Source organism: Nonomuraea sp. NPDC049504, from assembly GCF_040676845.1.
Classification (GTDB): Bacteria; Actinomycetota; Actinomycetes; order Streptosporangiales; family Streptosporangiaceae; genus Nonomuraea; species Nonomuraea salmonea.
This window is the reverse complement of the sequence record NZ_JBFAPT010000015.1, coordinates 169799-192460: the sequence shown is the minus strand read 5'-3', so window position 1 is coordinate 192460 and position 22662 is coordinate 169799. Positions and strand designations below refer to the sequence as shown.

The window sequence follows — 22662 nt, the reverse complement described above, 5'->3', positions numbered from 1 at the left end:
TTTTCGCGATATTCGGGAAACGTGAGTTTCCTGAGAATGGGGAGGATGCGAGTCCTTTTCCGTGGAATATCCTCTTTTTGTCCTTCGGCATGGCTAATCTCTCCCCCTGGGGGACTCGACGTGGCCGTGATCGGAAGGAGTCGCCTGTGTCCAGGCAGCGCAGGAAGAGCAGGCACGCCGGCTGGTTGTCCCTTGCCGGGGTCTCCGTGGTGGCCGCGCTGGCCGGCACGTACGTGGTCGTCGTCGGCGAGCCGGAGCCCCGTACCGTCCTGACCGACGCGTCGGAGCCCCGCCTGAGCGGCGCCGAGTCACGGGAGGTCGCTCCCGGCGCCGCCGCGGGCCGTCAGCTGCGCGGCCCCGCCACGACGCCGCCCTGGTACCGGCGCGAGCGGGACTTCTGGCGGTGGTGGCCCCGGCGTCCCACGAAGCAGGCGCCCCGCCCGACTCGCCGCCCGACCGCCGCGCCGACCACGACGCGCACGGCGACCCCGGCTCCCAGGCCCACCCGCACCCGTACACCCGTGCCCACGCCGACGCGGACGCGCACGCTGCCCCTCCCCAGCCCGACGGTGACGCGGACCCTGCCGCTCCCGCCGAGCCCCACGCCCGTCCCGACGCGGACGTCCACCCCGCCACCGACCCCGCCCGTCACCCAGACCCCGGAGCCGACCAGGACGCGCACGCCGACCCCCACGCCGACTCCCACCCCGACTCCCACCCCGACTCCCACCCCGACCCCCACGCCGACCCCGGAGCCGACCAGGACCTCCGTGCCGCCCTCGGGCGACTGGCCGGGGCCGGGCAACACCGGCGTCCCCGCGGGCACCAGGATGGTGGAGAAGACCGGCTCGATCATCATCAAGCAGGACGGCATGGTCATCGACGGCTGGGACGTCACGGGCGACATCACGGTCGAGGCGGACAACGTGACCATCCGCAACACCCGCGTCCGCGGCCAGAAGGACTATTGGGGCATCCTCCAGCGCGCCGGCCACACCGGCCTCAAGGTCGAGGACAGCGAGATCTTCGGCAACGGCAAGCGCCGCACCCAGTTCGGGATTCTCAACCAGGGCAAAATGATCACGATCCGCCGGGTCGACATCCACACGATCTCCAACGGCATCCTCACCGACCAGGGCCTGATCGAGGACTCGTACGTGCACGACCCGAAGTACTACTCCGGCGACCACACCGACATGATCATGTCCACCGGCACCGCGGCCCCCGGCACCGAGCTGATCATCCGCCGCAACACGGTCGTCAACACCCTCAACCAGACCGGCGCGATCGCCCTGTTCCAGGACTTCGGCGTGACCCGCAACGTCACCGTCCAGGGCAACCTGCTGGCGGGCGGCGGCTGGACCCTCTATGCGGGCGCCGGCAAGAAGGGCATGTCGTCCAACATCAAGGTCGTCGACAACGTCTTCAGCCGCCGGGTGTGGCCGAAGGGCGGCTACGCGGGCCCGGTGTCCTACTGGGACGCGAACGGCCCCGGCAACGTCTGGCGCGGCAACACCTGGGAGGACGGCGCCGCGAGCGTGACCGCGGGCTAACCCCGTATGGCGATCACCGACTTCACCAGCCCGGCCAGCCGCTCGAAGTGCAGCCGCGACTTGGGGAAGTAGTGCCGCATCTCGGTCACGCTCAGCAGCTCGACCTCCATGGCGATCATGCGTGCCGCGTCCCGGTCGGAGGTCGGCGTGTGCACGAGCGGCCAGCGCCGCAGGATCGTCGTCCGCGCCGCCAGCGGCAGGAACTGGAACCCGGGGAACAGGAAATGCGGCTCGACCGGGAAATAGCGGTAGGGCGTCTGCACCCAGTGCCGGTCGGCCATCTCGTGCACGGTGTCGGCGAAGCGCTGCCGCCGCTGGTGCCCGCCCACGTGCTCGATGACCGCGTTGGAGAAGACCAGGTCGTAGCGGGTGCCGCGGATCGCGGGCGGCAGGTCGCAGGCGTCGGCCACGTCCGCGCGCAGCCAGGAGGGCAGGTCGGCGGGCGGCTCCTCAAGGTTGACGATGTGCACGTGGGCCGGCCTGACGGGGGCGCGCAGCCAGGCGCCGGCCGTGCCGCCGAGGTCGAGGACGCGCATGCGGTCGAGGTCGGGGAAGCGGCTCGCGAACCACCGCCAGCGCCGGGCCCGCGCCTTGGCCCCGAGCGAGTCGGGGGCGTCCACGAAACGGCTGCGCAGGGCGTTCAATCGGCTCTTCACGCGGGCACCTTCCCGTACCAGTCGACTGTTCTCCGTAACCCGTCGTCCAGGTCCGTGACCGGCCGCCAGCCGAGCAGCTCCGCCGCCGGGGCGAGGTCGCCGACCTGCGTGATGTCGTACGGACGGTCGGGCGCCGCGCCGAACTCCGGCGTCTGCTCAGGGGCGGCGATCGCGAAGAGCTTCATGACGATCTCGTGGGCGGACGTCTGCACCCCGGTCGCGATGTCCATCGTGTAGCCGATCGCCTTGTCCGACTCCCCGGCCCGCACGTACGCGTCCACGACGTCGTCCACGTAGATCCAGTCCGCGAGCTTCGTCCCCTTCGTCAGCCGGGGGCGCTCGCCGCGTAACAGGCACAGCGTCACGTACGGGATGAGCTTCGTCGTGTCGGGCTGGGCGGGGCCGTACACCATGCTGGGCCGCAGCACCGTGACCGGCAGCTCCCACAAGCGGTGGTAGAGCTGCGCGTAGCCGGTGGCGGCCCACTTCGCCATCGCGTACGGCGACGACGGGGGCGCGTGCCCGTTGCCCGGCCGCGGCTCCTCGATCGAGCCGGTCATCACGGTCCTGACGGCGTGCGCGCGGGCCGCGTCCAGCACGTTGACCGCGGCGACGAGGTTGCCCGCCAGCGTGACCCGCACCATCTCAGGGTCCCTGGCCCCGTTGACCTCGCTCGCCAGGTGGTACAGGACGTCGGGGCGGACCGTGCGCGCCAGCTCGGCCGTCGCCTCGGGATCGCGCAGGTCCACCTGGTGCCGCTGGACCCCGTCCGCTGGGGTGCTCGCGGCGTCGTCTCCGTCCGTCCCGGCGCGCCGGCCCACGGTGTGGACCTCGGCGCCCAGCGCGGCCAGGCGTGCGGCGAGGTGCCCACCGATGAACCCCGACGCCCCCGTCACCAGGGCCCGCCTGCCCGTCCACGTCATCAGCGCACCCTCCCCCCGGCCCCCCACGGCCCGGTCACAGGTGTATCCCGGCCTGCCTCCGCGCCGTTACGCCGGAAACGTCCCTGGAACGCAGAACGCCGCCGCCCCTGCCAGGGCGGCGGCGTCCCAAAAAGGCGGTGTCAGCTGATGCGCCAGGTGTCTCCACCCATGAGCAGGTCGCTCAGGTCGCCGGGACCCTTCTGCGCCACGGACTCCTCCAGCTGCTCGGCCATCAACGACTCGTAGGACGGCCGGTCGACGCTGCGGAAGATGCCGATCGGCACGTGCTCGAACGCCGGCTCGTCGAGCCTGCTGAGCGCGAACGCCACCGACGGGTCGGGGCTGTGGGCATCGTGCACGAGGATCTGGTCCTCGCTCACGCTGTCGCGGGCCACGACCTCGATGCCGCCGGCCGGGCCGCGTACGACGGCCTTGCTCGCGCTCACGATCGGCTGGCCGTGCTCGAGCCGCAGCGTGATGTCGTCGCGGACCTCGGGGTCCTTGAGCTGCTCGAACGCGTTGTCGTTGAAGATGTTGCAGTTCTGGTAGATCTCGACCAGCGACGTGCCGCGGTGGGCGGTCGCCTCGCGCAGCACCGACTGCAGGTGCTTGCGGTCGGAGTCGATGGTGCGGGCCACGAACGACGCCTCGGCGCCGATGGCCAGCGAGATCGGGTTGAACGGCTTGTCCAGCGAGCCCATCGGGGTCGACTTGGTGATCTTGCCGACCTCGGAGGTGGGGGAGTACTGGCCCTTCGTCAGACCGTAGATCCGGTTGTTGAACAGCAGGATGTTGAGGTTGACGTTGCGCCGCAGCGCGTGGATCAGGTGGTTGCCGCCGATCGACAGCGCGTCACCGTCACCCGTGATCACCCACACGCTCAGGTCGGGCCTGCTGGCCGCGAGCCCGGTCGCGATCGCCGGCGCCCGCCCGTGGATGGAGTGGAAGCCGTAGGTGTTGAGGTAGTAGGGGAAGCGCGACGAGCAGCCGATGCCGGAGACGAACACGATGTTCTCGCGCTTCAGCCCCAGCTCGGGCAGGAAGCTCTGCACCGCGGCCAGGATCGCGTAGTCACCGCAGCCCGGGCACCAGCGCACCTCCTGGTCGGACTTGAAGTCCTTCAGGCTCTGCTTCACGTCGGTCTTGGGGACGAGCGACAGGCCCCTCCCGTTCACCAGCTCAGTCACTGTCGATCACGTCCTGGATGACTCCGGCCAGCTCCTCGGCCTTGAACGGGAGCCCGCGCACACGGTTGTAGCTGATCACGTCGACGAGGAACCTGGCCCGCAGCAGCAGCGCGAGCTGGCCCAGGTTGATCTCGGGCAGCAGCACCTTGTCGTAGCGCTTGAGCACCTCGCCGGTGTTGGCGGGCAGCGGGTTGAGGTGGCGCAGGTGGGCCTGGGCGACCTTGCCGCCGGCCTTCCTGATGCGGCGCACGGCCGCGGCGATCGGCCCGTACGTCGAGCCCCACCCGATGACCAGCACCTTCGCCTCGCCGTCCGGGTCGTCGACGGCCAGGTCGGGCACGTCGATGCCGGCGATCTTGGCGGCGCGGGTGCGCACCATCAGGTCGTGGTTGTCGGGGTCGTAGGAGATGTTGCCGGTGCCGTCGGCCTTCTCGATGCCGCCGATGCGGTGCTCGAGCCCGGCGGTGCCGGGGATGGCCCACGGGCGGGCGAGCGTCTCGGTGTCGCGCTTGAACGGCAGGAACGCGCCGTCGTCGCCGTTGGGCTCGGTGGTGAACGGCTGCGAGATGTCCGGCAGCTCCGACACCTCGGGCAGGCGCCACGGCTCGGAGCCGTTGGCGAGGTAGCCGTCGGAGAGCAGCATGACCGGGGTGCGGTACTTCACCGCGATCCTGGCCGCCTCGACCGCCGCGTCGAAGCAGTCGCTCGGCGACATCGGCGCCACGACCGGCACCGGCGACTCGCCGTTGCGGCCGAACAGCGCCATCAGCAGGTCGGTCTGCTCGGTCTTGGTCGGCATGCCGGTGCTGGGGCCCGCGCGCTGCACGTCCACGACGATCAGCGGCAGCTCGGTGGTGACCGCGAGGCCGACCGTCTCCGCCTTCAGCGCCACACCGGGACCGCTCGTGGTGGTCACGCCGAGCGCGCCGCCGAACGCGGCCCCGAGCGCCGCGCCGACGCCCGCGATCTCGTCCTCCGCCTGGAACGTGCGGATGCCGAACCGCTTGTGCTTGGACAGCTCGTGCAGGATGTCGCTGGCCGGGGTGATCGGGTAGGACCCGAGGAACAGCGGCAGCTTCGACTGCACGCTCGCGGCGATCAATCCGTAGGCCAGCGCCTGGTTGCCGGAGATGTTGCGATAGACGCCCGGCGCCAGCCTGGCCGGCCTGACCTCGTACGAGACCGAGAACGACTCGGTCGTCTCCCCGTAGTTCCAGCCCGCCTGGAAGGCCGCGATGTTGGCCTTGGCGATGTCGGGCTTACGCGCGAACTTCTGCTCAAGGAACTTGATCGTGTGCTCGGTCGGCCGGTGGTAGAGCCACGACAGCAGGCCGAGAGCGAACATGTTCTTCGACCGTTCGGCGTCCTTTTTGGACAGGTCGAAACCCTCGAGGGCCTTCACGGTGAGCGAGGTCAGCGGGACCGCGTGCACGCGCCACTCGCTGAGCGAGTCGTCCTCCAGCGGGTTGGCCGCGTAGCCGACCTTCTGCAGGTTGCGCTTGGTGAACTCGTCGGTGTTGGCGATGATGTCCGCGCCCTTGGGCAGGTCGCCCAGGTTGGCCTTGAGCGCGGCCGGGTTCATGGCCACCAGCACGTTGGGCGCGTCGCCCGGCGTGAGGATGTCGTGGTCGGCGAAATGGAGCTGGAAGCTCGACACGCCCGGCAGGGTGCCTGCGGGGGCGCGGATCTCGGCGGGAAAGTTGGGGAGCGTCGACAAGTCGTTGCCGAACTCCGCCGTGCCGGCGGTGAAGCGGTCGCCGGTGAGCTGCATTCCGTCGCCGGAGTCACCGGCGAACCTGATGATCACGCGGTCGAGTTGCTGGACCTGCTTCGTCACAGCTCAGTCCTCCTCGACGCGCCACTGCGCGGTTGCCTTAGGCGCGTTCTCTGTTTCCATGCTAGATCCTCGGAAGGTCACGCGTTTGCATGCCACCCAAAGCGGGTAAACGCGGTCGGAGTCAGGTCAGGGTGAGGTGGGAGAGCGACGACACAGCCCGGCGGCCAGCCTGCAGAGGTCTACATGCAGGCGGGCGAACAGGACGGTTCGGGTCACGAGCGCCAACTATACGTCCCCCCAACACGTGCGCTACGTCAGGGGCTGCTTACCCGGCAGCTCGTTCCCTGACCTGTACATGCGGCCGGCCTGCATCCCCGCAGAGCCGTACAACTCAGGAACGGTCACCAGGCTGTAACCCTTCCCGCGCAACCTTTTGAGGATGTCCGGAACCGCATCCACGGTTTCCCGATGAATGTCGTGCATGAGAATGATCGCACCTGGATGCGCTTCGCGCACGACCCGGTCCGCGATGTCCGACGCCTTGGTGGCCGTCTGGTCCTCCGGGTCCACGTCCCAGGTGACCACCGAGCAGCCCATCTCACGTGCGACGTCGCGTACCTCCTGGCTCACCGCCCCGTACGGCGGCCGCACCAGCGTGGGCGTCTGCCCGATGACCTCCGACACCGCGTCCGAGGTCTTCCCGAGTGAGTCGGCGACCTTGCTGCTCGGCTGCTTCGACAGGTCCCTGTGGGCCCAGCTGTGGTTGCCGACCAGGTGGCCCTCCATGCTCATCCGGCGGACCAGCGCGGGCTCCGACGCCACGCCGCCGCCGACCGTGAAGAACGTCGCCCGCGCCCGCTGCTCCGCCAGCAGGTCGAGCAGCCGTCCGGTGTACGGGCCTGGGCCGTCGTCGAACGTCAGCGCCACGCACTTGCGCTTCGCGCAGTCCACGTTGCCCGCCCGGTTGCTGACCGCGTCGGGGCTGCTCGTGGCCGCGAATCCGGGGTTCACCGGGTGCGCCGACCGCCTGGCCGCCTCCCGCACCGCCTGCTGCGCCCGCCGTCCCAGGTCCGACAGCAGCGGCGCGACCTGCTGCGCCGGCACGGCCACCGCCACCCGGCCCAGCGAGCACCTGCCGACCTCGCAGTCGTCGAACTCCACGACCAGGTCGCCGTTCCTGTTGAACGCCATGGAGTCGAACGTGTCCGCGTCCGCCGTCACCCGGCTGCGCTCCACCTGTCCGCCGCGCTCCGCGAGCGCCTCCTTGACCAGGGCCGCCAGCCTGTCGAGCGCCGGCCTGCCCGCCAGCAGTCCCGTCGATCTCGCGGCCTTGCCGCTGCGCGGGTCGAACCAGTACGTACGCGTGGAGTTGCCCCAGTTCGTGCCCAGGAACTCGCCGGTTCGCAGGCGCACCCCGACCGCCTCGGGGGAGGCGGCGGCGAACTGCCACTCCACGTTCAGCTCCGGCTTGGGGAGGATGGGGGCGTCGCCGCGGGTCGTGCGCCTGAAGTCCTTGAGCTGCCGCTCGGCGCCGGCCTTGAGCATCCGGTTGAGTGCTGGGGCGTCGGTCAGCACCGGGTACTTGATGTGCACGTATCTGCCGGCCGTCGGGTCGCCTTCCGTGACGGTCGCGGTGGACAGGCCGACGACGGTGGCGGGATCGACGAAGTCGATCAGCGTCGGCTCTGCCGGGACCATGATGTCCCTCCCGTTGGAGGCGGCGGCGAGGCCGCAACCGGAGGCCGAGAGGGCCAGCAGAGCGATTCCCGTACAGAACCGCGATTTGTGCATGCTTGTCAGGTTATGGGTGCGATCTTACGGTTTACCCGGATTTTGTGTGATCAGTCCGGACACTTTGACTGCGCTGGGTACGCGTCACGTCCAGCTGAGGACCCGCTTCCGCCACGCGTACAGGATCCCCAGCGCGATGAACCCCAGGAAGACGAACATCTCCACCAGCGTGGTCAGCCCGTACCCGGGCGCATCGAACACCGTCGCCCACGGGAACAGGAACACGGCATCCACCGCGAACACCACGTACAGATACGTGAACACGTAGTACCGCACCTGTGACTGCGCCCACCCCTCACCCACAGGGTCGACCCCGCACTCGTAGGTGGTCAGCTTCTCGGGAGTGGGCCGCGACGGCCGCAGCAACCGATTGGCGAAGAGCGCGCCGGCGACGATCGCGACACCGATGGCAAGCAACGCGGCCACCAGCACATAGGAGCCAAAGTAGCCGTCCATGCCCGGATCGTAACCCGCCCCGCCCGACGAACCCACCCCTGAAACCACCCCGCATCGGGAGACCACTCACCCGCGCCACCCGCCCGCGCCACCTGTCCGCGCCACTTGTCCGCGCCACCCGCCCGTGCCACCTGCCCGTGCCACCCACCACCCCAAGTCCTGAAGCGCGTTCCCGTATCGCCTCCATCACCTCAGCCCTCACACCACCCCCACCAACCCCCTATGCACCACCCTTCCTTTGCCTGTCCTGTGATCCGCGCAAGAATGGCCGTATGGCAGCAACGGACCTTCCGATGCCCACAGTGGGCCCGGTTTCGCGATTGGCGCCCAAGCCGATGCGCTTCATCCTCAACTGGGGCCGCCGCTACTCGCTGTGGGTGTTCAACTTCGGGCTGGCCTGCTGCGCCATCGAGTTCATCGCGGCCTCGACCAGCCGTCACGACTTCATCCGCTTCGGCGTGATCCCGTTCGCGAACGGCCCCAGGCAGGCCGACCTCATGATCGTCTCAGGCACGGTCACCGACAAGATGGCCCCCGCGGTCAAGCGCCTGTACGAGCAGATGCCCGACCCGAAATACGTGATCTCGTTCGGCGCCTGCTCCAACTCCGGCGGCCCGTACTGGGACTCCTACTGCGTCACGAACGGCGTCGACCAGATCATCCCCGTGGACGTCTACGTCCCGGGCTGCCCGCCGCGCCCCGAGGCCCTCCTGTACGGCATCACCAAGCTCCAGGAGAAGATCGCCGGTGAAAAGCTGACAGACCGCTACATCTGGTCCCGCTCCCACGCGGAGGACCCGTCCGGCGGCCAGGCATGAGCGCCGACCTCGCGGCCGGCCTCGAGGCCCGCTTCGGCGACCGCGCCGAAGTCACGGAGTCCTACGGCGACACCACCATCGACGTGCCCCCGACAGACTGGACGAACCTCCTCGAATACGCCCGCGACACCCTCGGCCACGCCTTCTTCGACTGGCTGACGGGCGTCGACGAGCCTCCCGACACGTTCGCGATCGTGGCCCACGTCTACAACCCGGACACGCGGCGCAGGCTGCTGCTCCGCACCCGCGTTCCCCGCGACAACCCCCACCTCCCCACCGCCGTCCTCATCTACCGGGGCGCGAACTGGCACGAGCGCGAGACGTACGAGATGTTCGGCGTGATCTTCGACGGCCACCCCAACCTCGTCCCGCTCCTGCTCCCCGACGGCTTCGAAGGCCACCCGCTCCGCAAGGACTTCATCCTGGCCGCCCGCGTGGCCAAGCCCTGGCCCGGCGCCAAGGAGCCCGGCGAATCAGGACACGGCGCCCCGAGCCGCCGCAAGACCCTTCCGCCCGGAGTTCCAGCCGACTGGGGGCCGCCCGATGCTTGAAGTGGTGCTGAGCTTCGTCGTCATCCTCGTCGTGTTCCTGGTGCTGCCGCTGATCGTCGGTCAGACGGAGCACAAGGTCATGGCCCACATGCAGTCGAGGCTCGGCCCCATGTACGCGGGCCGCTTCCACGGCTGGGCGCAGCTCATCGCCGACGGCGTGAAGTTCGCCCAGAAGGAGGACATCATCCCGGCCGCGGCCGACCGCCGCATCTTCATGATCGCTCCCGGGGTGGCGCTGGTCCCGTACCTCCTCGTCCTGATCGTCATCCCCATCGACCGCGGCCGCGCCGCCGTCGACCTCGACCTCGGCCTGTTCTTCGTCCTCGCCGTCATGGGTGTCGGCGTGCTCGGCTCGATCATGGCGGGCTGGGCGTCGGCCAACAAATACTCCGTGCTCGGCGGGATGCGCTCCGCGGCTCAGCTCATGTCGTACGAGCTGCCTCTCGTCCTCGCCGCCTCCTCGGTCGCGATGGCGGCCGGCACCCTGTCGCTGTCGGGGATCGTCGAGGCCTGGCAGTGGTGGTGGCTGCCGTGGCAGGCGATCGGCGGCATCGTCTTCTTCGTGGCCGGCCTCGCCGAGCTGCGCCGCCCGCCGTTCGACATGCCGATCGCCGAGTCCGAGATCATCATGGGCCCGATGACCGAGTACACCGGCATGCGTTTCGCCCTCTTCATGCTCTCCGAGTACGTCGGCATCGTCGTCCTGTCCTTCCTGACCACCGTGCTGTTCCTCGGGGGCTGGCACGGCCCGTTCCTGCCCGGCTGGCTCTGGACGCTGGTGAAGGTCTTCTTCCTGTCGTTCGTCGTGATCTGGCTGCGCGTGACGTACCCGCGGCTCCGCGAGGACCAGCTGCAGAAACTCGCCTGGGCGGTGCTCGTCCCATTGGCGCTCGTGCAACTGGCCCTGACCGGCCTGCTCAAAGTCGTGATCTGACCCGGTACGACCAATAATCCAATCTCTTTAGACCGAATTATTGGTCCTTGATGCCCCTCAACCGCCTACGTACGATCACCGTTCGAGAAGGAACGTCCCGTACGGAGGTGTTCACGTGCTCTCAAAGCGCCTGCTCGCGAAATTGGTGGTAGCCGCCGCCATCATCACCACCGGCATCCTGGCCGCCGCCCCCGCCAACGCCGTAACGGACCCGCCCAGCACCGACGGGTACATCTGGTCCAACTGACCGCACCCCGCGCAGACCACAAGGCTCCCCGAGAGCCTCCAACCCACGCCCCCGAAGGTGTCACATGATTTCGAAGAAAGCAGCAGCACAGGTCGTCGCAGCCATAGCGATCACCGTCGCCGGCATCCTGGCCGCGAGCCCCGCCAATGCCGTCACCGATCCGCCCAGCGGCGGCCAGGTCGGCACCAACGGCTTCACCTGGTCCAACTGAGAGCGCGGCCGGCGGGTATCGCGCCGAGCAGGTCAGCGGACGATGGCCAGCATCACGTCGGAGGCTGACGGACGATCCGTGGGCTGCTTGCTCAGGCAGGCGCCCACGACGTCGCGTAAGCCGGCCGGCAACCGCGACAGATCGGGAGCATGATTGAGCACCCGATTGAACACCGCCGGCACCGTGTCCTCCCCGAACGCCGGCCGCCCGGTGGCCGCGAACACCATCGTCACCGCCCAGCTGAACACGTCGGACGGCGGCCCCACGGTCTCGCCCTTGAGCTGCTCAGGCGACATGTAAGGCGGAGTGCCCACCATTTTCCCGGACGTCATCGTCATCTGATCGAGCGCCCTGGCGATGCCGAAGTCGATCACCCGCGGCCCGTCGTGCCCGATCAGCACGTTGCTCGGCTTGAAATCCCGGTGAACGACCCCCGCCTTGTGGATGGCCGCCAGCGCCCCGGCTGTGGACAACGCCAGCCGCGTCAGACCGTCCTCATCCCGCGGCCCGTGCTTCCTGACGAGCTGCTCCAGCGACGGCCCGTCCACGTACTCGCTGACGATGTACGCGTGCTGCCCGCCGATGTTCACGTCGAGCACCCGGGCTGTGGAAAACGTCGCCACCCGCCGCGCCGCCTCCACCTCGCGCGCGAACCTCGTCCTGGCCACGTCATCGACCAGATCGTGCAGCACCTTCACCGCCACCCGCACCCCGTTGGGCGCCATGGCGAGGTAGACCGCTCCCTGCCCGCCGCGCCCGAGCTGCCGCTCCACGCGGTAGTGCCCGATCCACTGCGGCTGCCCCAGCGGCCGATGCACGGACGGAGCGGTGGTGCGCTGCCGCACGTCTGCTGGGGGACGAGGAGTCGGAGTCGGAGTCGGAGTCGGAGTCGGAGTCGGAGTGGGAGTGACAGCCGGAGTGAAAACCGCCGTCATGCGAGCTTTGGCCATGAACGGCACCAGAATCCCCGAATGGATGACCCCGCCGACCCAGCTGAGCAGGAGCCCCAGCGTGACGGGCACGGTCAGCTCGGCGGGAGCGTCGTCATTGGGATAGGCCAGCACGGCGATGGTGAACGACCCCATGCCGACCAGATAGATACACGCCGCCACCGCGTGCCAGACGTTGCGCAGCCAGAACGCCGCGAACCCCACCGTGAACGGGGTCGCGAAGCCGCAGGTGAGCAGCGGCAGACAGGCCCACACCACGGCGGCCGTCCACCGCAGGCCGCTCGGCCGGATCGGATGGCTGTGCTGCATGGCGGAGAGACTATCGCCCTGCCACCCGTTCATATCGGACATGCACACAGCTTGTGGATAACTACCCGTCAGCCTGTGGATAGCTGTGGAAAACCTGGGGACAACCCCACTCCCTCATTCACGTCCAGCCCCAAGTGCGTCATGATGTTGAACCATGGGGCGGATACCGGGAGTGGGACTGGCGAAAGGGCTGTCCATCACCCTTCGCCACATGCTGCGCAAATCCGTCACGCAGCAATACCCCGAGGTCAAGCCCGACCTGCCGCCCCGCAGCCGCGGCGTCATCGCGCTGGTCGAGGAGAACTGCACCTCGTGCATGCTCTGCGCCCGCGAATGCCCCGACTGGTGCATCTACATCGACTCGCACAAGGAGACGATCCCGGCGCCTGAGGGCGGCCGCGCCAGGCAGCGCAACGTCCTCGACCGCTTCGCGATCGACTTCTCGCTGTGCATGTACTGCGGCATCTGCATCGAGGTCTGCCCGTTCGACGCGCTCTTCTGGTCCCCGGAGTTCGAGTACGCGGAAGGCGACATCCGCAACCTCCTCCACGAGAAGGACAAACTGTCCACCTGGGTCCAGACCGTCCCCCCGCCGCCCGCTCATGACCCAGGCGCCGAGCTCCCCAAGGAACTGACCGCAGCCCGCCGCCCACCCCGTCCCGCTGCTCCCAAGAGAGACCAGCCACCCGCGGCCAAGCGCACACCAACCCCGGAGAAGGCCCCAACTCCCAGCAGGGATGAGGAAACCACGGCGGCCTCCGGCCCAGACCAGGGCACAATGGCGGCCTCCGGCCCAGACCAGGGCACCACGCCGGCATCCGATGCGGGGCTCACTCAGGGCGCCACGCCCGCCGAACAGGGCCCCACCGCCGGGCCGTCCCGCCCGGGAGGCCGTCCTCGCCGCGCCATGACGAACGTTCGGGGAATCCGCCCTCCGGGCGCCCTCCCCTCGAAGGACGAACCCTCCGCAGGCCCAGCGCCACAGCCCCAAGAGGCGAAGGGCACCCCAGCCGCGAACCAGCAACCCGCACCACAAGACCAGCAACCCGCACCACGAGACCAGCAACCCGCACCACGAGACCAGCAACCCGCACCACAAGACGAGCAGACCGCACCTCAAGACGAGCAGACCGCACCTCAAGAGAACCCCGCACAGAAAGACCGAGAAGGGCCTTCATCCACAGGCGAGCCGCCTCCCGGCGAGTTGTCCACAGCCGAGGGCGAGCCGCCGCCGAAGCCCGATCAGCAAGGGCAGACTTCTGCCGCGAGCCGCCGCCGGCGCAGGATGGCCGATCCACGGTCCATCAGGCCCCCGGGGCGGCTCGGTCCTGACGAGTCGGAGGAGTCCGAGGAGGAGTCGTGACCGAGGCGGTGCCCTCCTACCTGTCACCCACCGGGCAAGAGATCGTCTTCTTGCTGCTGGGAGCGGTAGCGGTTGGATCGGCGCTGCTCGTCGTCATGACCAAGCAAATCGTCCACGCGGCCCTCTGGCTCGTGGTCTGCTTCGGCGCGCTCGCCGGGGGCTACCTCGTGCTCACAGCGGAGTTCGTGGCCTGGGTCCAGGTGCTCATCTACGTGGGCGCGATCATCGTGCTGCTCCTGTTCGGCATCATGCTCACTCGCGCGCCCATAGGCCGCTCCGCCGACCTCGACAGCGGCAACAAAGTGGTGGCGGCCGTAGTGGCGATGGCGACGGCGACGATCCTCGTCACGGTCGTGATCGACGGCTTCCGTACGGCCTACACACCCCTGACTCCAGGCCCCGGCGCCGCCAAGGAGCTGGGCGCCAGCATCTTCGCGACGTGGGTCCTCCCCTTCGAGGCACTGTCCGTCCTCCTGCTGGCGGCCCTGATCGGCGCCATAGTCCTGTCCCGCACCGACATCCCAGGCGCCCCCACCCGCACCTCCGCGCAGCAGCAAGGGAACAACGGCCCCGCCCTCACACCCGGCGGCCGGCAGAGCCCCTCACCATCTGACGGACCCGAGCGCAGCACACCCTCGGATCAGACCGTGCGTGACCTGTCATCCGACGAGCGCGTGAACGGCCCGCCATCCAACGAGGCCGCGGACGGCGCACCACCCGACGAGACCGGGGGTCAGTAGTGCACATCGTCTACCCGGCGGTCGTCTCCGCGCTCCTGTTCTCCATCGGCGTCTACGGCGTGCTCGCACGACGCAACACGATCCTCGTCCTGATGTCGGTCGAGCTGATGCTCAACGCCGTCAACCTCAACCTGGTCGCGTTCGACGTATGGCTGGGCGACCGCCTGCACAGCGGCCAGGTGCTCACCCTCTTCGTCATCGTCATCGCCGCCGCCGAGGTGGGCCTGGGCCTGGCCATCGTGCTCGCCCTCTACCGCAACCGCCAGACCATCGACCTGGACCACCTCCGCGCCCTCACCGAACCCGCCGACGACAGCCCCGACCCCATCACAACCCCCACCGACGACCACACCCGTGCCGCGGCCGGTCACGCCGGCACGCCCAGCAAGGTGGGGGACGGTCGTGCGAGTCCACCCGACGGCCACCCCAGCACGACCGCCGAGCCCGCGAGACCTGCCGACCACCCCCAGGACGACTCCGAGCGCCCCGTCAACCGAGGCGGTGGTAAGCGATGACGACCTTCCCCCTCCTGGTCGTGCTGCTCCCGTTCGCAGCGGCGGCGGCCGGTCTGCTGGTGTCCCGCTGGCGCCCAGGCAGACCGCCGACGACCACCACGGGCACCAAGCGGGCGGCCTGGATCGCCATCCTCCCCACCGCGGCCGCAGCCGTCCTGGCGGCCTGGCTGGCCTGGACGCCGGGTTTCAGCTACTTCACGCACACCACCACACCAGCCGCACCCACCGGCCAGACCTACGGCACGATCATCACCGGCGGCGTCCCGATCTCCCTGACGCTCCAGGCCGACGCGCTCTCCGCCGTCCTGGGCGTCCTCGTGACCCTGGTGGCGCTGGCCGTACAGATCTATTCGGTCGGCTACCTCGAAGACGACCCGCGCTACCCCTCCTACAGCGCCTTCATCAGCCTGTTCACCAGCGCGATGCTCCTGGTCGTCTACGCGGGCGACCTCCTGGTCCTCTACGTGGGCTGGGAGATCATGGGCCTCTGCTCCTACCTCCTCATCGGCCACTGGTGGGAAGACCGCGGCAATTCACGCGCCGCGATCAAGGCGTTCCTGGTGACGCGGCTGGGCGACGTCGGCTTCCTGTTCGGCATCTTCGTGCTCGGCATGGGGGCGGGCAGTTTCCGCATCGCCGACGTCCTGGCGAAGGTGCCCGAGATGTCCACGGCGACGGTCGTGACGGCCACGATGCTGCTGCTGGCCGGCGTCGCGGGCAAGAGCGCCCAGGTGCCGCTGCACACGTGGCTGCCCGACGCCATGGCGGGCCCGACCCCGATCAGCGCGCTGATCCACGCCGCCACGATGGTCGCGGCCGGCATCTTCATCGTGGCCAGGCTGTTCCCCGCGTTCCTCGCCGCACGTCCCACGCTCGACGTGCTGGCCGTCATCGCGGCGCTGGGCATGCTGGGCGCCGCGCTGGCCGCGCTCGCCCAGGACGACCTGAAACGCGTGCTCGCCTACTCCACGGTCAGCCAGCTCGCCTACATGGCCGGCGGGCTCGCGGCCGGCTCCGACACCGCGGCCGTCTTCCACTTGCTCACGCACGGCGCGTTCAAGGCGCTGCTGTTCCTGTGCGCGGGCCTGGTGATCCACCACGTCGGCTCCAACCTGATGACGCGGATGGGCGGCCTGCGCAGGGAGCTGCCGGTGACGTTCGTGACGATGACGATCGGGTTCGCCGCCCTGATGGGTCTCCCGCCGGCCAGCGGTTTCTTCAGCAAGGACGGCCTGCTCCTCGCGATGGACCGCGCCCTGGCCGGCCCCGGCCTGACCGACGCGGCGGCCCTCCTCCTGTACGGATGCGCGCTCGCGACCGTCGCCGTCACCGGCGCGTACGCCACCAGGGCCTGGCTGCGCACCTTCTTCGGCGAGCCCAGAGCCGTGGCGCTCCCGGAGCCGCCGCCCGGCACCGCCCACGTCGTGGACGTCAGGGAGGCTCCGCGCACGATGCTCGTCCCCGTCGTCGTCCTGGCCGTCCCCGCCCTGCTGCTCGGCTTCGCGGGTGAGCTCCACGTCGCGTTCGGCGTGGCCGCCGTCAGCGTCGTGCTCGCGCTGCTCGGCGCGGGCGTCGTCTACGCGTTCTGGCGCAGCGACCCCCTCGCCGACCCGGCCCGCCTCCTGGGGCCGCTGCGGGCGCCGTGCGAGCGGGCGTTCTACGCCGACACCCTGTACGCGGCCCTGTTCGTCCGCCCGATCCTGGCCCTGGCCACGGCGGTGGTGCGGACGGACGACACGGTCGTGGACGGTGCCGTACGCGGATCGGGCAGGTCGGCCCGCGGCCTGTCGGCAGTCCTGCGCCTGGCCCAGAACGGCAACGTCCAGCTCTACGTGAGCGGCCTCCTGGCCGGCGTCCTGCTGATCGCGGTGGGGGCGGTGGTGTTCACATGACGCGGCGGACCCGGGCGGTGATGTGCGCATGATGGCCTGGCCCTCGACGCCGATCATGGGGCGGTTCCGGGCGGTGGTGTGCAGATGATGGCCTGGATCCCGGTCGTCCTCCTGGCCGTGCCGCTGCTGGGCGCCCTCCTGCTCCTCCTCGCCCCAGACGCCCTGCGTCCCGTGCTCCGTCCGTACGGACTGATCCTCTCGGCCGTCACGCTGGTCGCGAGCCTCGTGCTCGTGGCGGCCTTCGACTACGCCCGCCCGGCCGCGATGCAGTTCGAGCTGGACCTGCCGTGGATCCCCGACCTGGGGCTGCGCTTCCACCTCGGCGTCGACGGCATCTCGCTGCCGCTGGTCACGCTGACGGCGCTGCTGACGTTCTTGTGCTTCGTCTACCTCAGCCGGGGACGCGGATCCGTGGGGGCACGGCCGAGGGCGCTCGTGTTCACGCTGCTGGTGCTCGAAGTGGGCATGATCGGCACATTCCTGGCCCTCGACCTGCTGCTGTTCTTCGTCTTCTTCGAGATCGTCCTCATCCCGATGTATTTCCTGATCGGCATCTGGGGCGGCGAGGGGCGCAGGGCGGCATCGGTGAAGTTCATCCTGTACACGCTGCTGGGCTCGGTCGTCATGCTGCTCGGCCTGCTGCTGGTGTGGGCGCAGACTGGCACGCTGGACATCGTGGAGCTCAGCGAGTCCCACGGGGCCGGGATGTCGAGGTCCGTGCAGATCCTGGCGTTCGTGGCGATCGGCGTGGGTCTGGCGGTGAAGACGCCGATGTGGCCGCTGCACACGTGGCTGCCCGACGCCCACACCGAGGCTCCCACCGTCGGCTCGGTGCTGCTCGCGGGCGTGCTGCTGAAGATGGGCACGTACGGTTTCGCCCGCATCGCCATCCCCGTCCTGCCCGAGGGGGCGGCGGCGGTGGCGCCGTGGCTGGGGGCGTTCGCGGTGGTCGGCATCGTGTACGGCGCCCTGGCCTGCCTGGCCCAGCGTGACCTGAAGCGCATGATCGCGTACTCGTCGGTGGGCCACATGGGCTTCGTCCTGCTCGGCTTCGCCACGCTCACGCCGGTCGGCATCAACGGCGCACTCTTCGCGAACGTCGCCCACGGCCTCATCACCGGCCTGCTGTTCTTCTTGGCCGGCGCCATCAAAGAGCGCCACCACACCGCCGACATGCCCACCCTGGGCGGCGGCCTGCTGGCGCGGCTGCCCAGGCTGGGCTCGCTGCTGACGTTCGCGGCGATCGCCTCCCTGGGGCTGCCGGGGCTGGCCGGGTTCTGGGGGGAGATGCTGGCGCTGCTCGGGGCGTTCCAGCCGGGCGCCGGGCTGCCGCTCGGGCTCTTCCGTACGTACATGGTGATCGGCGGGCTGGGCGCGGTCCTGACGGCGGCGTACTTCCTGGTCATGCTGTCACGCGTCACCCACGGACGGCCGCGCACGGCCGCCGGGACGGAACGGCCGGCGGTCGACGACCGCCTGATGCCCAGCAGCGTCCCAGACGAACGCCCGGTCACACTGATCGGCCGGGAGCCCGATGCGGCGGCCACCACCGCTGTGACCGCGACCGCGGAACGAGCGGCTCCTGCGCCCGACACGCCCGACGTCGAGCCCAACGAGTGGCTGGCCTGGACCCCGCTGGTGGTGCTGACCCTGCTGTTCGGCCTCTGGCCCGGCCTGCTGCTCTCCCTGACCACACCCCCCGTGCAAGCCCTGCTGGGAGCCCTCTCATGATCCAGCAGATCGACTACTTCGTGATCGCACCCCCGCTGGTGCTGGCCCTGACGGCGGCCCTGGTGCTGCTGCTCGACGCGTTCCTGCCGTCCCGCCCGCTCCTGAGCGGCCTGCTGACGCTGGCGGGGGTCGTGATCGCGGCCGGGTTCGTGGTCGCGCAGGCGCTCGGCACGGGCTCGCGGTCGACGTTCTGCGTCCCGCGGAACCTGGGCGGAACGGCGATGACGTGCTCGTTCGTGGCCGACGGTTTCACGCTGGTGTTCGCCGGGCTGGTGCTGGTGGCCGCGGTGGTGGTCGTCCTGATGTCGATGACCGAGCTGGCCCGCGGCGGCATCCCCGTCGGCGAGTGGTACTTCCTCCTCCTCTGCACCCTCGTCGGCGCGGTCAGCCTGCCCGCGTCCCGCGACCTGATCATGCTCGTCGTGGCGCTCGAGCTGGTCTCGCTCCCCGTCTTCGCCCTCACCGCGCTCAAACGCTACGACGGCCGCTCGTCGGAGGCGGCGGTGAAGCTGTTCGTGGTGTCGGTGGTCTCTACCGCGATCATGCTCTTCGGCGTGTCGCTCCTGTACGGCATCGCGGGCACGGTCTATCTGTCCCGCTTGTCCGGAGTGTTCGGCGGTCAGATGGCGGCTCCAGGGGCTCCTGAGGCCATGTCCGAGGGCCTGCCCGCGGTCGTGACGGTCGGCGTGGTGCTCGTGGTCGCCGGGTTCGCGTTCAAGATCGCCGCGGTGCCGTTCCATGCGTGGGCGGCCGACGTCTACCAGGGCGCGCCCATCCCGGTCGCCGCGCTGCTCTCGGTCATCTCGAAGGCGTCCGGATTCGCCGGGTTGATCCTCGTCCTGGTCGCCGCGCTCGGGGGGCAGGCCGACACCTGGGCGCCGATCGTCGGCATCGTGGCCGCGCTCACCATGACCGTGGGCAACCTGCTCGCGATGCGCCAGCGTTCCGCCGTACGCCTGCTGGCCTGGTCCTCGGTCGCGCAGTCCGGCTACATTCTCGCGCCGCTCGCGGTGACGGGCGAGTCCGCGGTGCGGTCGTCCATCGCGTACCTCGTCATCTACGCCGCCATGAACCTCGGCGCGTTCACCGTCGTCATGCTCGTCCTCCGCACCGAGCTCGACGACTACCGCGGCCTGGTGTTCCGGCGCCCGGCGGCCGGGTTGGCGCTCGCGTTCTGCCTGATCTGCCTGGCCGGCCTGCCGCCCGGCCTGGCCGGGCTGTTCGCGAAGGTGTTCGTCTTCCGCGAGATCGTCGCGGGCGGCGCCGGCTGGCTGGCGCTCGTCATGGCCGTCAACACCGTGATCGGCCTCTACTACTACGCCGTCTGGACCGCCCGCCTGTTCGCCCCCGGCGACCCCGCGCCGCTCAGGGCGCCCGCCACCGCCTGGTACGCCATGGGCGTGGCCGTGGTGGCGGCCGTGCTGTTCTCGTTCGCGCCGCAGCTCGCGCTCGACGTGTCGTCCCTGTCCTGACCCCCGCGCGTCGCGCTCCGCCCCCACGTGAGCACATTGGGGAACGAAGAGCCGGGTCATCATCGTTGGACGTGGTGGAACCCGGACCACGAAGGGGGGGACCTTGCACCACAACGGTCTGCGCACCGCCGTATTGCTCGGCGGGCTGTCGGCGCTGATTCTCGCGGTGGGCGCGTGGTTGGGCGGCGGTACCGGTGTGCAGGTCGCGCTCATGCTCGCGCTGGCGAGCAACGGCGTCGCGTACTTCTTCTCCGACCGCATCGCCCTGTCGGCGATGCGGGCCAGGCCGGTCAGCGAGGTCGAGCAGCCCACCCTCTACCGAATCGTCCGCGAGCTGTCCACCGAGGCCCGCCAGCCGATGCCGCGCCTGTACATCTCGCCGACGGTGCAGCCGAACGCGTTCGCGACCGGCAGAAGCCCGCGCAAGGCGGCCGTGTGCGTCACGTACGGGCTGACGCAGCTGCTCGACGAGTCCGAGCTGCGCGGCGTGATCGGGCACGAGCTGTCCCACGTGTACAACCGCGACATCCTGATCTCCTCGGTGGCGGGCGCGCTCGCCACGATGATCACCTGGCTCAGCTACGTGACCGTGTTCTTCGGCGGCTCCGACGACGACGAGGGGCCGGGCTTCCTCGGCGCGCTGCTGATGATGGTGCTCGGCCCGGTGGCGGCCATGATGGTGCAGATGGCGATCTCCCGCACGCGGGAGTTCCAGGCGGACGAATCGGGCGCCCGGCTGACCGGCGACCCGCTCGCGCTCGCCTCGGCCCTCCGCAAAATCGAGATGGGCGCCCGCCGGCTTCCGCTTCCCGAGAACAGCCGCCTGACCTCGGCCTCGCACATGATGATCGCGAACCCGTTCAGCGGCTCCGGCTTCGGCCGCCTGTTCTCCACCCACCCGCCCACCTCGGAGCGGGTCGCCCGCCTGGAGCGCATGGCGGGCTACCGCCGCTGACGCCTACTCGACCGCGGTGATCTTCCGCAGGATCACCGCGAGGTCCTCGGGAAAGACGGTCTCGTCGGTGGCCTCGAGCTCCTCGGCGCTCCACCAGCGGTGCCCGAGCGTCGTGTCCTTCTCGATCTGCTCCATGTGCTCGAACGACACCTTCGCCTGCCCACCGAGCCGGATCGCGAAGAATGCCTGGTCCTGAGTGAACGCGTAGTCGCCCCACTCGAACTCGACCAGCGCCTCGGCATGCGGCCCCGTGAACTCCTCGGCCCGCGCCTGGACGCCGACCTCCTCGTACAGCTCGCGCGCCGCCGCCTCCTGCAGAGTCTCGCCGTCCTCCCTGGCCCCGCCGATCGTGAACCAGAACCGCCGCTCCGGCTGAGCCGGATCGAGACCGTGCAGCAGGAGAACGCGGTCATGCTCATCGATGGGCAGCACGCGCGCCGTGAATCGACGCAGGGGGATTTTCGTCACGTCTAAGGAGCATACGGTCGCGGCCGTACGACGAGACGTACCGGACCGAAACGAAGCGGCCGTCGCCGTGGTCGTGTGGCGGGACGTACCGGACCGGGGCGGTGACGGTCATGGCCGCGCGGTGAAACGCACTAGACCGAAACGGAGCCAGCGGCCCGAGGCACAAGGCGCGTCGCTGACGGCGCGTCGCTGACGGCGCGTCCTGCCGCCGTTGTGCCCCGGAACACGAGCCGGCCCAGCATGCTCTGGCTGACTAGCGGTAGTTCACGAACTGCAGGGCGATGTCCAGATCCTTGCCCTTGAGCATGGTGATGACGTCCTGGAGGTCGTCCTTCTTCTTGGAGCTGACCCGAAGCTCCTCGCCCTGAATCTGCGCCTTGACTCCCTTCGGGCCCTCATCGCGGATCAGCTTGGAGATCTTCTTGGCATGCTCCTGATCGATGCCCTCCTTGAGGGCCACCATCAGCCGATACTCCTTGCCGGACAGCTTCGGCTCATCGGCGTCGAGGACCTTCAGCGACAGCCCGCGCTTGACGATCTTCTCCTTGAAGACGTCGAGCGCCGCGTTCGCCCGCTCTTCACTGTTCGCCTTGATCTCGATGTTGTTCTGCCCGGACCAACTGATGCTCGCCCCCGTACCCTTGAAGTCGAAGCGGTGCCCGAGCTCCTTGACCGTCTGATTGAGGGCGTTGTCGACCTCCTGGCGGTCGATCTTGCTAACGATGTCGAAAGATGAATCGGCCAAAGCACCCATCCTCTCAGCTGCGGTGAACCGGCCCGGCTGCGAACGCACGGACCCAGCGCACGAGCCTAGCCAGCATCGGCCCGCCGTGCAGGACCCCGCCCCCTTGCTCACCCCGTACCCCGACCCTCCCGTACGCCCGATCCATCCGTTTTCACCCCATCCACCGCTCCTCGCACGGGGGAGGTGGCCCTGGCGGAGATCGAAAGAGATCCGGCTCGGGACAAACCGGTGTCACGTACACCTCCGAAGTCCGCTATTCTTCTTTCTGTCGCCGCGAGAGCGGATGGCACGGCAGGTTGCCCGAGTGGCCAAAGGGAGCGGTCTGTAAAACCGTCGGCTCAGCCTACGCAAGTTCGAACCTTGCACCTGCCACCAGCAGTAACAGCAGGTCAGAGGCCCTTCGGGGCCTCTTCTGCGT

Annotated in this window: 21 protein-coding genes, 1 tRNA gene and 1 pseudogene; 14 read left to right on the top strand and 9 right to left on the bottom strand. The window is 69.4% G+C overall.

What is annotated here, in order from left to right; all coding sequences use genetic code 11:
* The first annotated feature begins 146 nt into the window (after nt 1-146).
* On the top strand, nt 147-1553 hold the full coding sequence (locus AB0K28_RS27965) for a hypothetical protein (RefSeq protein ID WP_364375689.1): 1407 nt from the start codon (nt 147-149) through the stop codon (nt 1551-1553).
* Here AB0K28_RS27965 and AB0K28_RS27960 read toward each other — a convergent pair.
* The 6 genes from AB0K28_RS27960 to ndhC all read right to left on the bottom strand — a co-directional run bounded on the left by AB0K28_RS27960 (nt 1550) and on the right by ndhC (nt 8343).
* Nucleotides 1550-2209, bottom strand: coding sequence for a class I SAM-dependent methyltransferase (locus tag AB0K28_RS27960; protein WP_364375686.1), 660 nt, complete (start codon nt 2207-2209; stop codon nt 1550-1552). The two genes, AB0K28_RS27965 and AB0K28_RS27960, sit on opposite strands and share 4 nt — an antisense overlap.
* Nucleotides 2206-3132: an NAD-dependent epimerase/dehydratase family protein gene (locus tag AB0K28_RS27955; protein WP_364375684.1), complete on the bottom strand. Its 927-nt coding sequence runs from the start codon at nt 3130-3132 to the stop codon at nt 2206-2208. Before AB0K28_RS27955 ends, AB0K28_RS27960 begins: the two co-directional genes overlap by 4 nt.
* Nucleotides 3133-3272: 140 nt before the next feature.
* Nucleotides 3273-4319 (bottom strand): 2-oxoacid:ferredoxin oxidoreductase subunit beta, encoded by a 1047-nt coding sequence (locus tag AB0K28_RS27950; protein WP_345394551.1) that lies wholly within the window; start codon nt 4317-4319, stop codon nt 3273-3275.
* Entirely contained in the window at nt 4312-6156 is a 1845-nt protein-coding gene (locus AB0K28_RS27945) for a 2-oxoacid:acceptor oxidoreductase subunit alpha (protein WP_345394554.1), read from the bottom strand. The genes AB0K28_RS27950 and AB0K28_RS27945 overlap by 8 nt, the downstream gene beginning before the upstream one ends.
* Before the next feature lie 249 nt (nt 6157-6405).
* On the bottom strand, nt 6406-7887 hold the full coding sequence (locus tag AB0K28_RS27940; RefSeq protein ID WP_364375681.1) for a polysaccharide deacetylase family protein: 1482 nt from the start codon (nt 7885-7887) through the stop codon (nt 6406-6408).
* 84 nt (nt 7888-7971) lie between these two features.
* The gene (ndhC, locus tag AB0K28_RS27935) at nt 7972-8343 is read right to left on the bottom strand and encodes an NADH-quinone oxidoreductase subunit A (protein ID WP_345394563.1); all 372 of its coding nucleotides are present in this window, start codon (nt 8341-8343) and stop codon (nt 7972-7974) included.
* Between the two features lie 335 nt (nt 8344-8678).
* Here ndhC and AB0K28_RS27930 point away from each other — a divergent pair, with 335 nt between their 5' ends.
* From AB0K28_RS27930 to AB0K28_RS27910, 5 genes are all read left to right on the top strand, one after another.
* Nucleotides 8679-9161: an NADH-quinone oxidoreductase subunit B family protein gene (locus AB0K28_RS27930; protein WP_364375843.1), complete on the top strand. Its 483-nt coding sequence runs from the start codon at nt 8679-8681 to the stop codon at nt 9159-9161.
* Complete coding sequence (locus tag AB0K28_RS27925; RefSeq protein ID WP_364375679.1) at nt 9158-9712, top strand: NADH-quinone oxidoreductase subunit C; 555 nt, start codon at nt 9158-9160, stop codon at nt 9710-9712. The genes AB0K28_RS27930 and AB0K28_RS27925 overlap by 4 nt, the downstream gene beginning before the upstream one ends.
* Nucleotides 9705-10646 carry an NADH-quinone oxidoreductase subunit NuoH gene (gene nuoH, locus AB0K28_RS27920; RefSeq protein WP_364375677.1) on the top strand — a complete coding sequence of 314 codons (942 nt, stop codon included), beginning with the start codon at nt 9705-9707 and terminating at the stop codon, nt 10644-10646. Before AB0K28_RS27925 ends, nuoH begins: the two co-directional genes overlap by 8 nt.
* Before the next feature lie 115 nt (nt 10647-10761).
* Entirely contained in the window at nt 10762-10893 is a 132-nt protein-coding gene (locus AB0K28_RS27915; protein WP_355419728.1) for a hypothetical protein, read from the top strand.
* Nucleotides 10894-10957: 64 nt separating this feature from the next.
* The gene (locus tag AB0K28_RS27910) at nt 10958-11104 is read left to right on the top strand and encodes a hypothetical protein (protein ID WP_364375675.1); all 147 of its coding nucleotides are present in this window, start codon (nt 10958-10960) and stop codon (nt 11102-11104) included.
* A gap of 32 nt (nt 11105-11136) precedes the next feature.
* On the opposite strand, the gene AB0K28_RS27905 is transcribed toward AB0K28_RS27910, so the two are convergent.
* The gene (locus tag AB0K28_RS27905) at nt 11137-12363 is read right to left on the bottom strand and encodes a serine/threonine-protein kinase (protein ID WP_364375673.1); all 1227 of its coding nucleotides are present in this window, start codon (nt 12361-12363) and stop codon (nt 11137-11139) included.
* 211 nt (nt 12364-12574) lie between these two features.
* Between AB0K28_RS27905 and AB0K28_RS27900 the strand changes: the two genes are divergently transcribed.
* The 7 genes and pseudogenes from AB0K28_RS27900 to htpX all read left to right on the top strand — a co-directional run bounded on the left by AB0K28_RS27900 (nt 12575) and on the right by htpX (nt 21031).
* Entirely contained in the window at nt 12575-13726 is a 1152-nt protein-coding gene (locus AB0K28_RS27900) for a 4Fe-4S binding protein (RefSeq protein ID WP_364375670.1), read from the top strand.
* Nucleotides 13723-14466, top strand: a complete 744-nt coding sequence (locus AB0K28_RS27895) for an NADH-quinone oxidoreductase subunit J (RefSeq protein ID WP_364375667.1) — start codon at nt 13723-13725, stop codon at nt 14464-14466. Before AB0K28_RS27900 ends, AB0K28_RS27895 begins: the two co-directional genes overlap by 4 nt.
* Nucleotides 14466-14780, top strand: a pseudogene (gene nuoK, locus AB0K28_RS27890) (NADH-quinone oxidoreductase subunit NuoK); the annotation flags it as partial. The gene AB0K28_RS27895 and the pseudogene nuoK, both read left to right, overlap by 1 nt.
* Before the next feature lie 197 nt (nt 14781-14977).
* Nucleotides 14978-16873 carry an NADH-quinone oxidoreductase subunit L gene (locus AB0K28_RS27885; protein WP_364375664.1) on the top strand — a complete coding sequence of 632 codons (1896 nt, stop codon included), beginning with the start codon at nt 14978-14980 and terminating at the stop codon, nt 16871-16873.
* 87 nt (nt 16874-16960) lie between these two features.
* On the top strand, nt 16961-18604 hold the full coding sequence (locus tag AB0K28_RS27880) for an NADH-quinone oxidoreductase subunit M (protein ID WP_364375840.1): 1644 nt from the start codon (nt 16961-16963) through the stop codon (nt 18602-18604).
* Entirely contained in the window at nt 18601-20076 is a 1476-nt protein-coding gene (locus AB0K28_RS27875; RefSeq protein WP_364375661.1) for an NADH-quinone oxidoreductase subunit N, read from the top strand. The genes AB0K28_RS27880 and AB0K28_RS27875 overlap by 4 nt, the downstream gene beginning before the upstream one ends.
* A gap of 103 nt (nt 20077-20179) precedes the next feature.
* Nucleotides 20180-21031, top strand: coding sequence for a zinc metalloprotease HtpX (gene htpX / locus AB0K28_RS27870; RefSeq protein WP_364375658.1), 852 nt, complete (start codon nt 20180-20182; stop codon nt 21029-21031).
* 3 nt (nt 21032-21034) lie between these two features.
* Here the strand turns inward: htpX and AB0K28_RS27865 are convergent, their stop codons facing one another.
* Nucleotides 21035-21499, bottom strand: coding sequence for an NUDIX domain-containing protein (locus tag AB0K28_RS27865; RefSeq protein WP_364375655.1), 465 nt, complete (start codon nt 21497-21499; stop codon nt 21035-21037).
* 253 nt (nt 21500-21752) lie between these two features.
* The gene (locus AB0K28_RS27860; RefSeq protein WP_364375838.1) at nt 21753-22253 is read right to left on the bottom strand and encodes a YajQ family cyclic di-GMP-binding protein; all 501 of its coding nucleotides are present in this window, start codon (nt 22251-22253) and stop codon (nt 21753-21755) included.
* Between the two features lie 281 nt (nt 22254-22534).
* Here AB0K28_RS27860 and AB0K28_RS27855 point away from each other — a divergent pair.
* Nucleotides 22535-22619, top strand: a tRNA-Tyr gene (locus AB0K28_RS27855).
* The last annotated feature ends 43 nt before the right edge of the window (nt 22620-22662 follow it).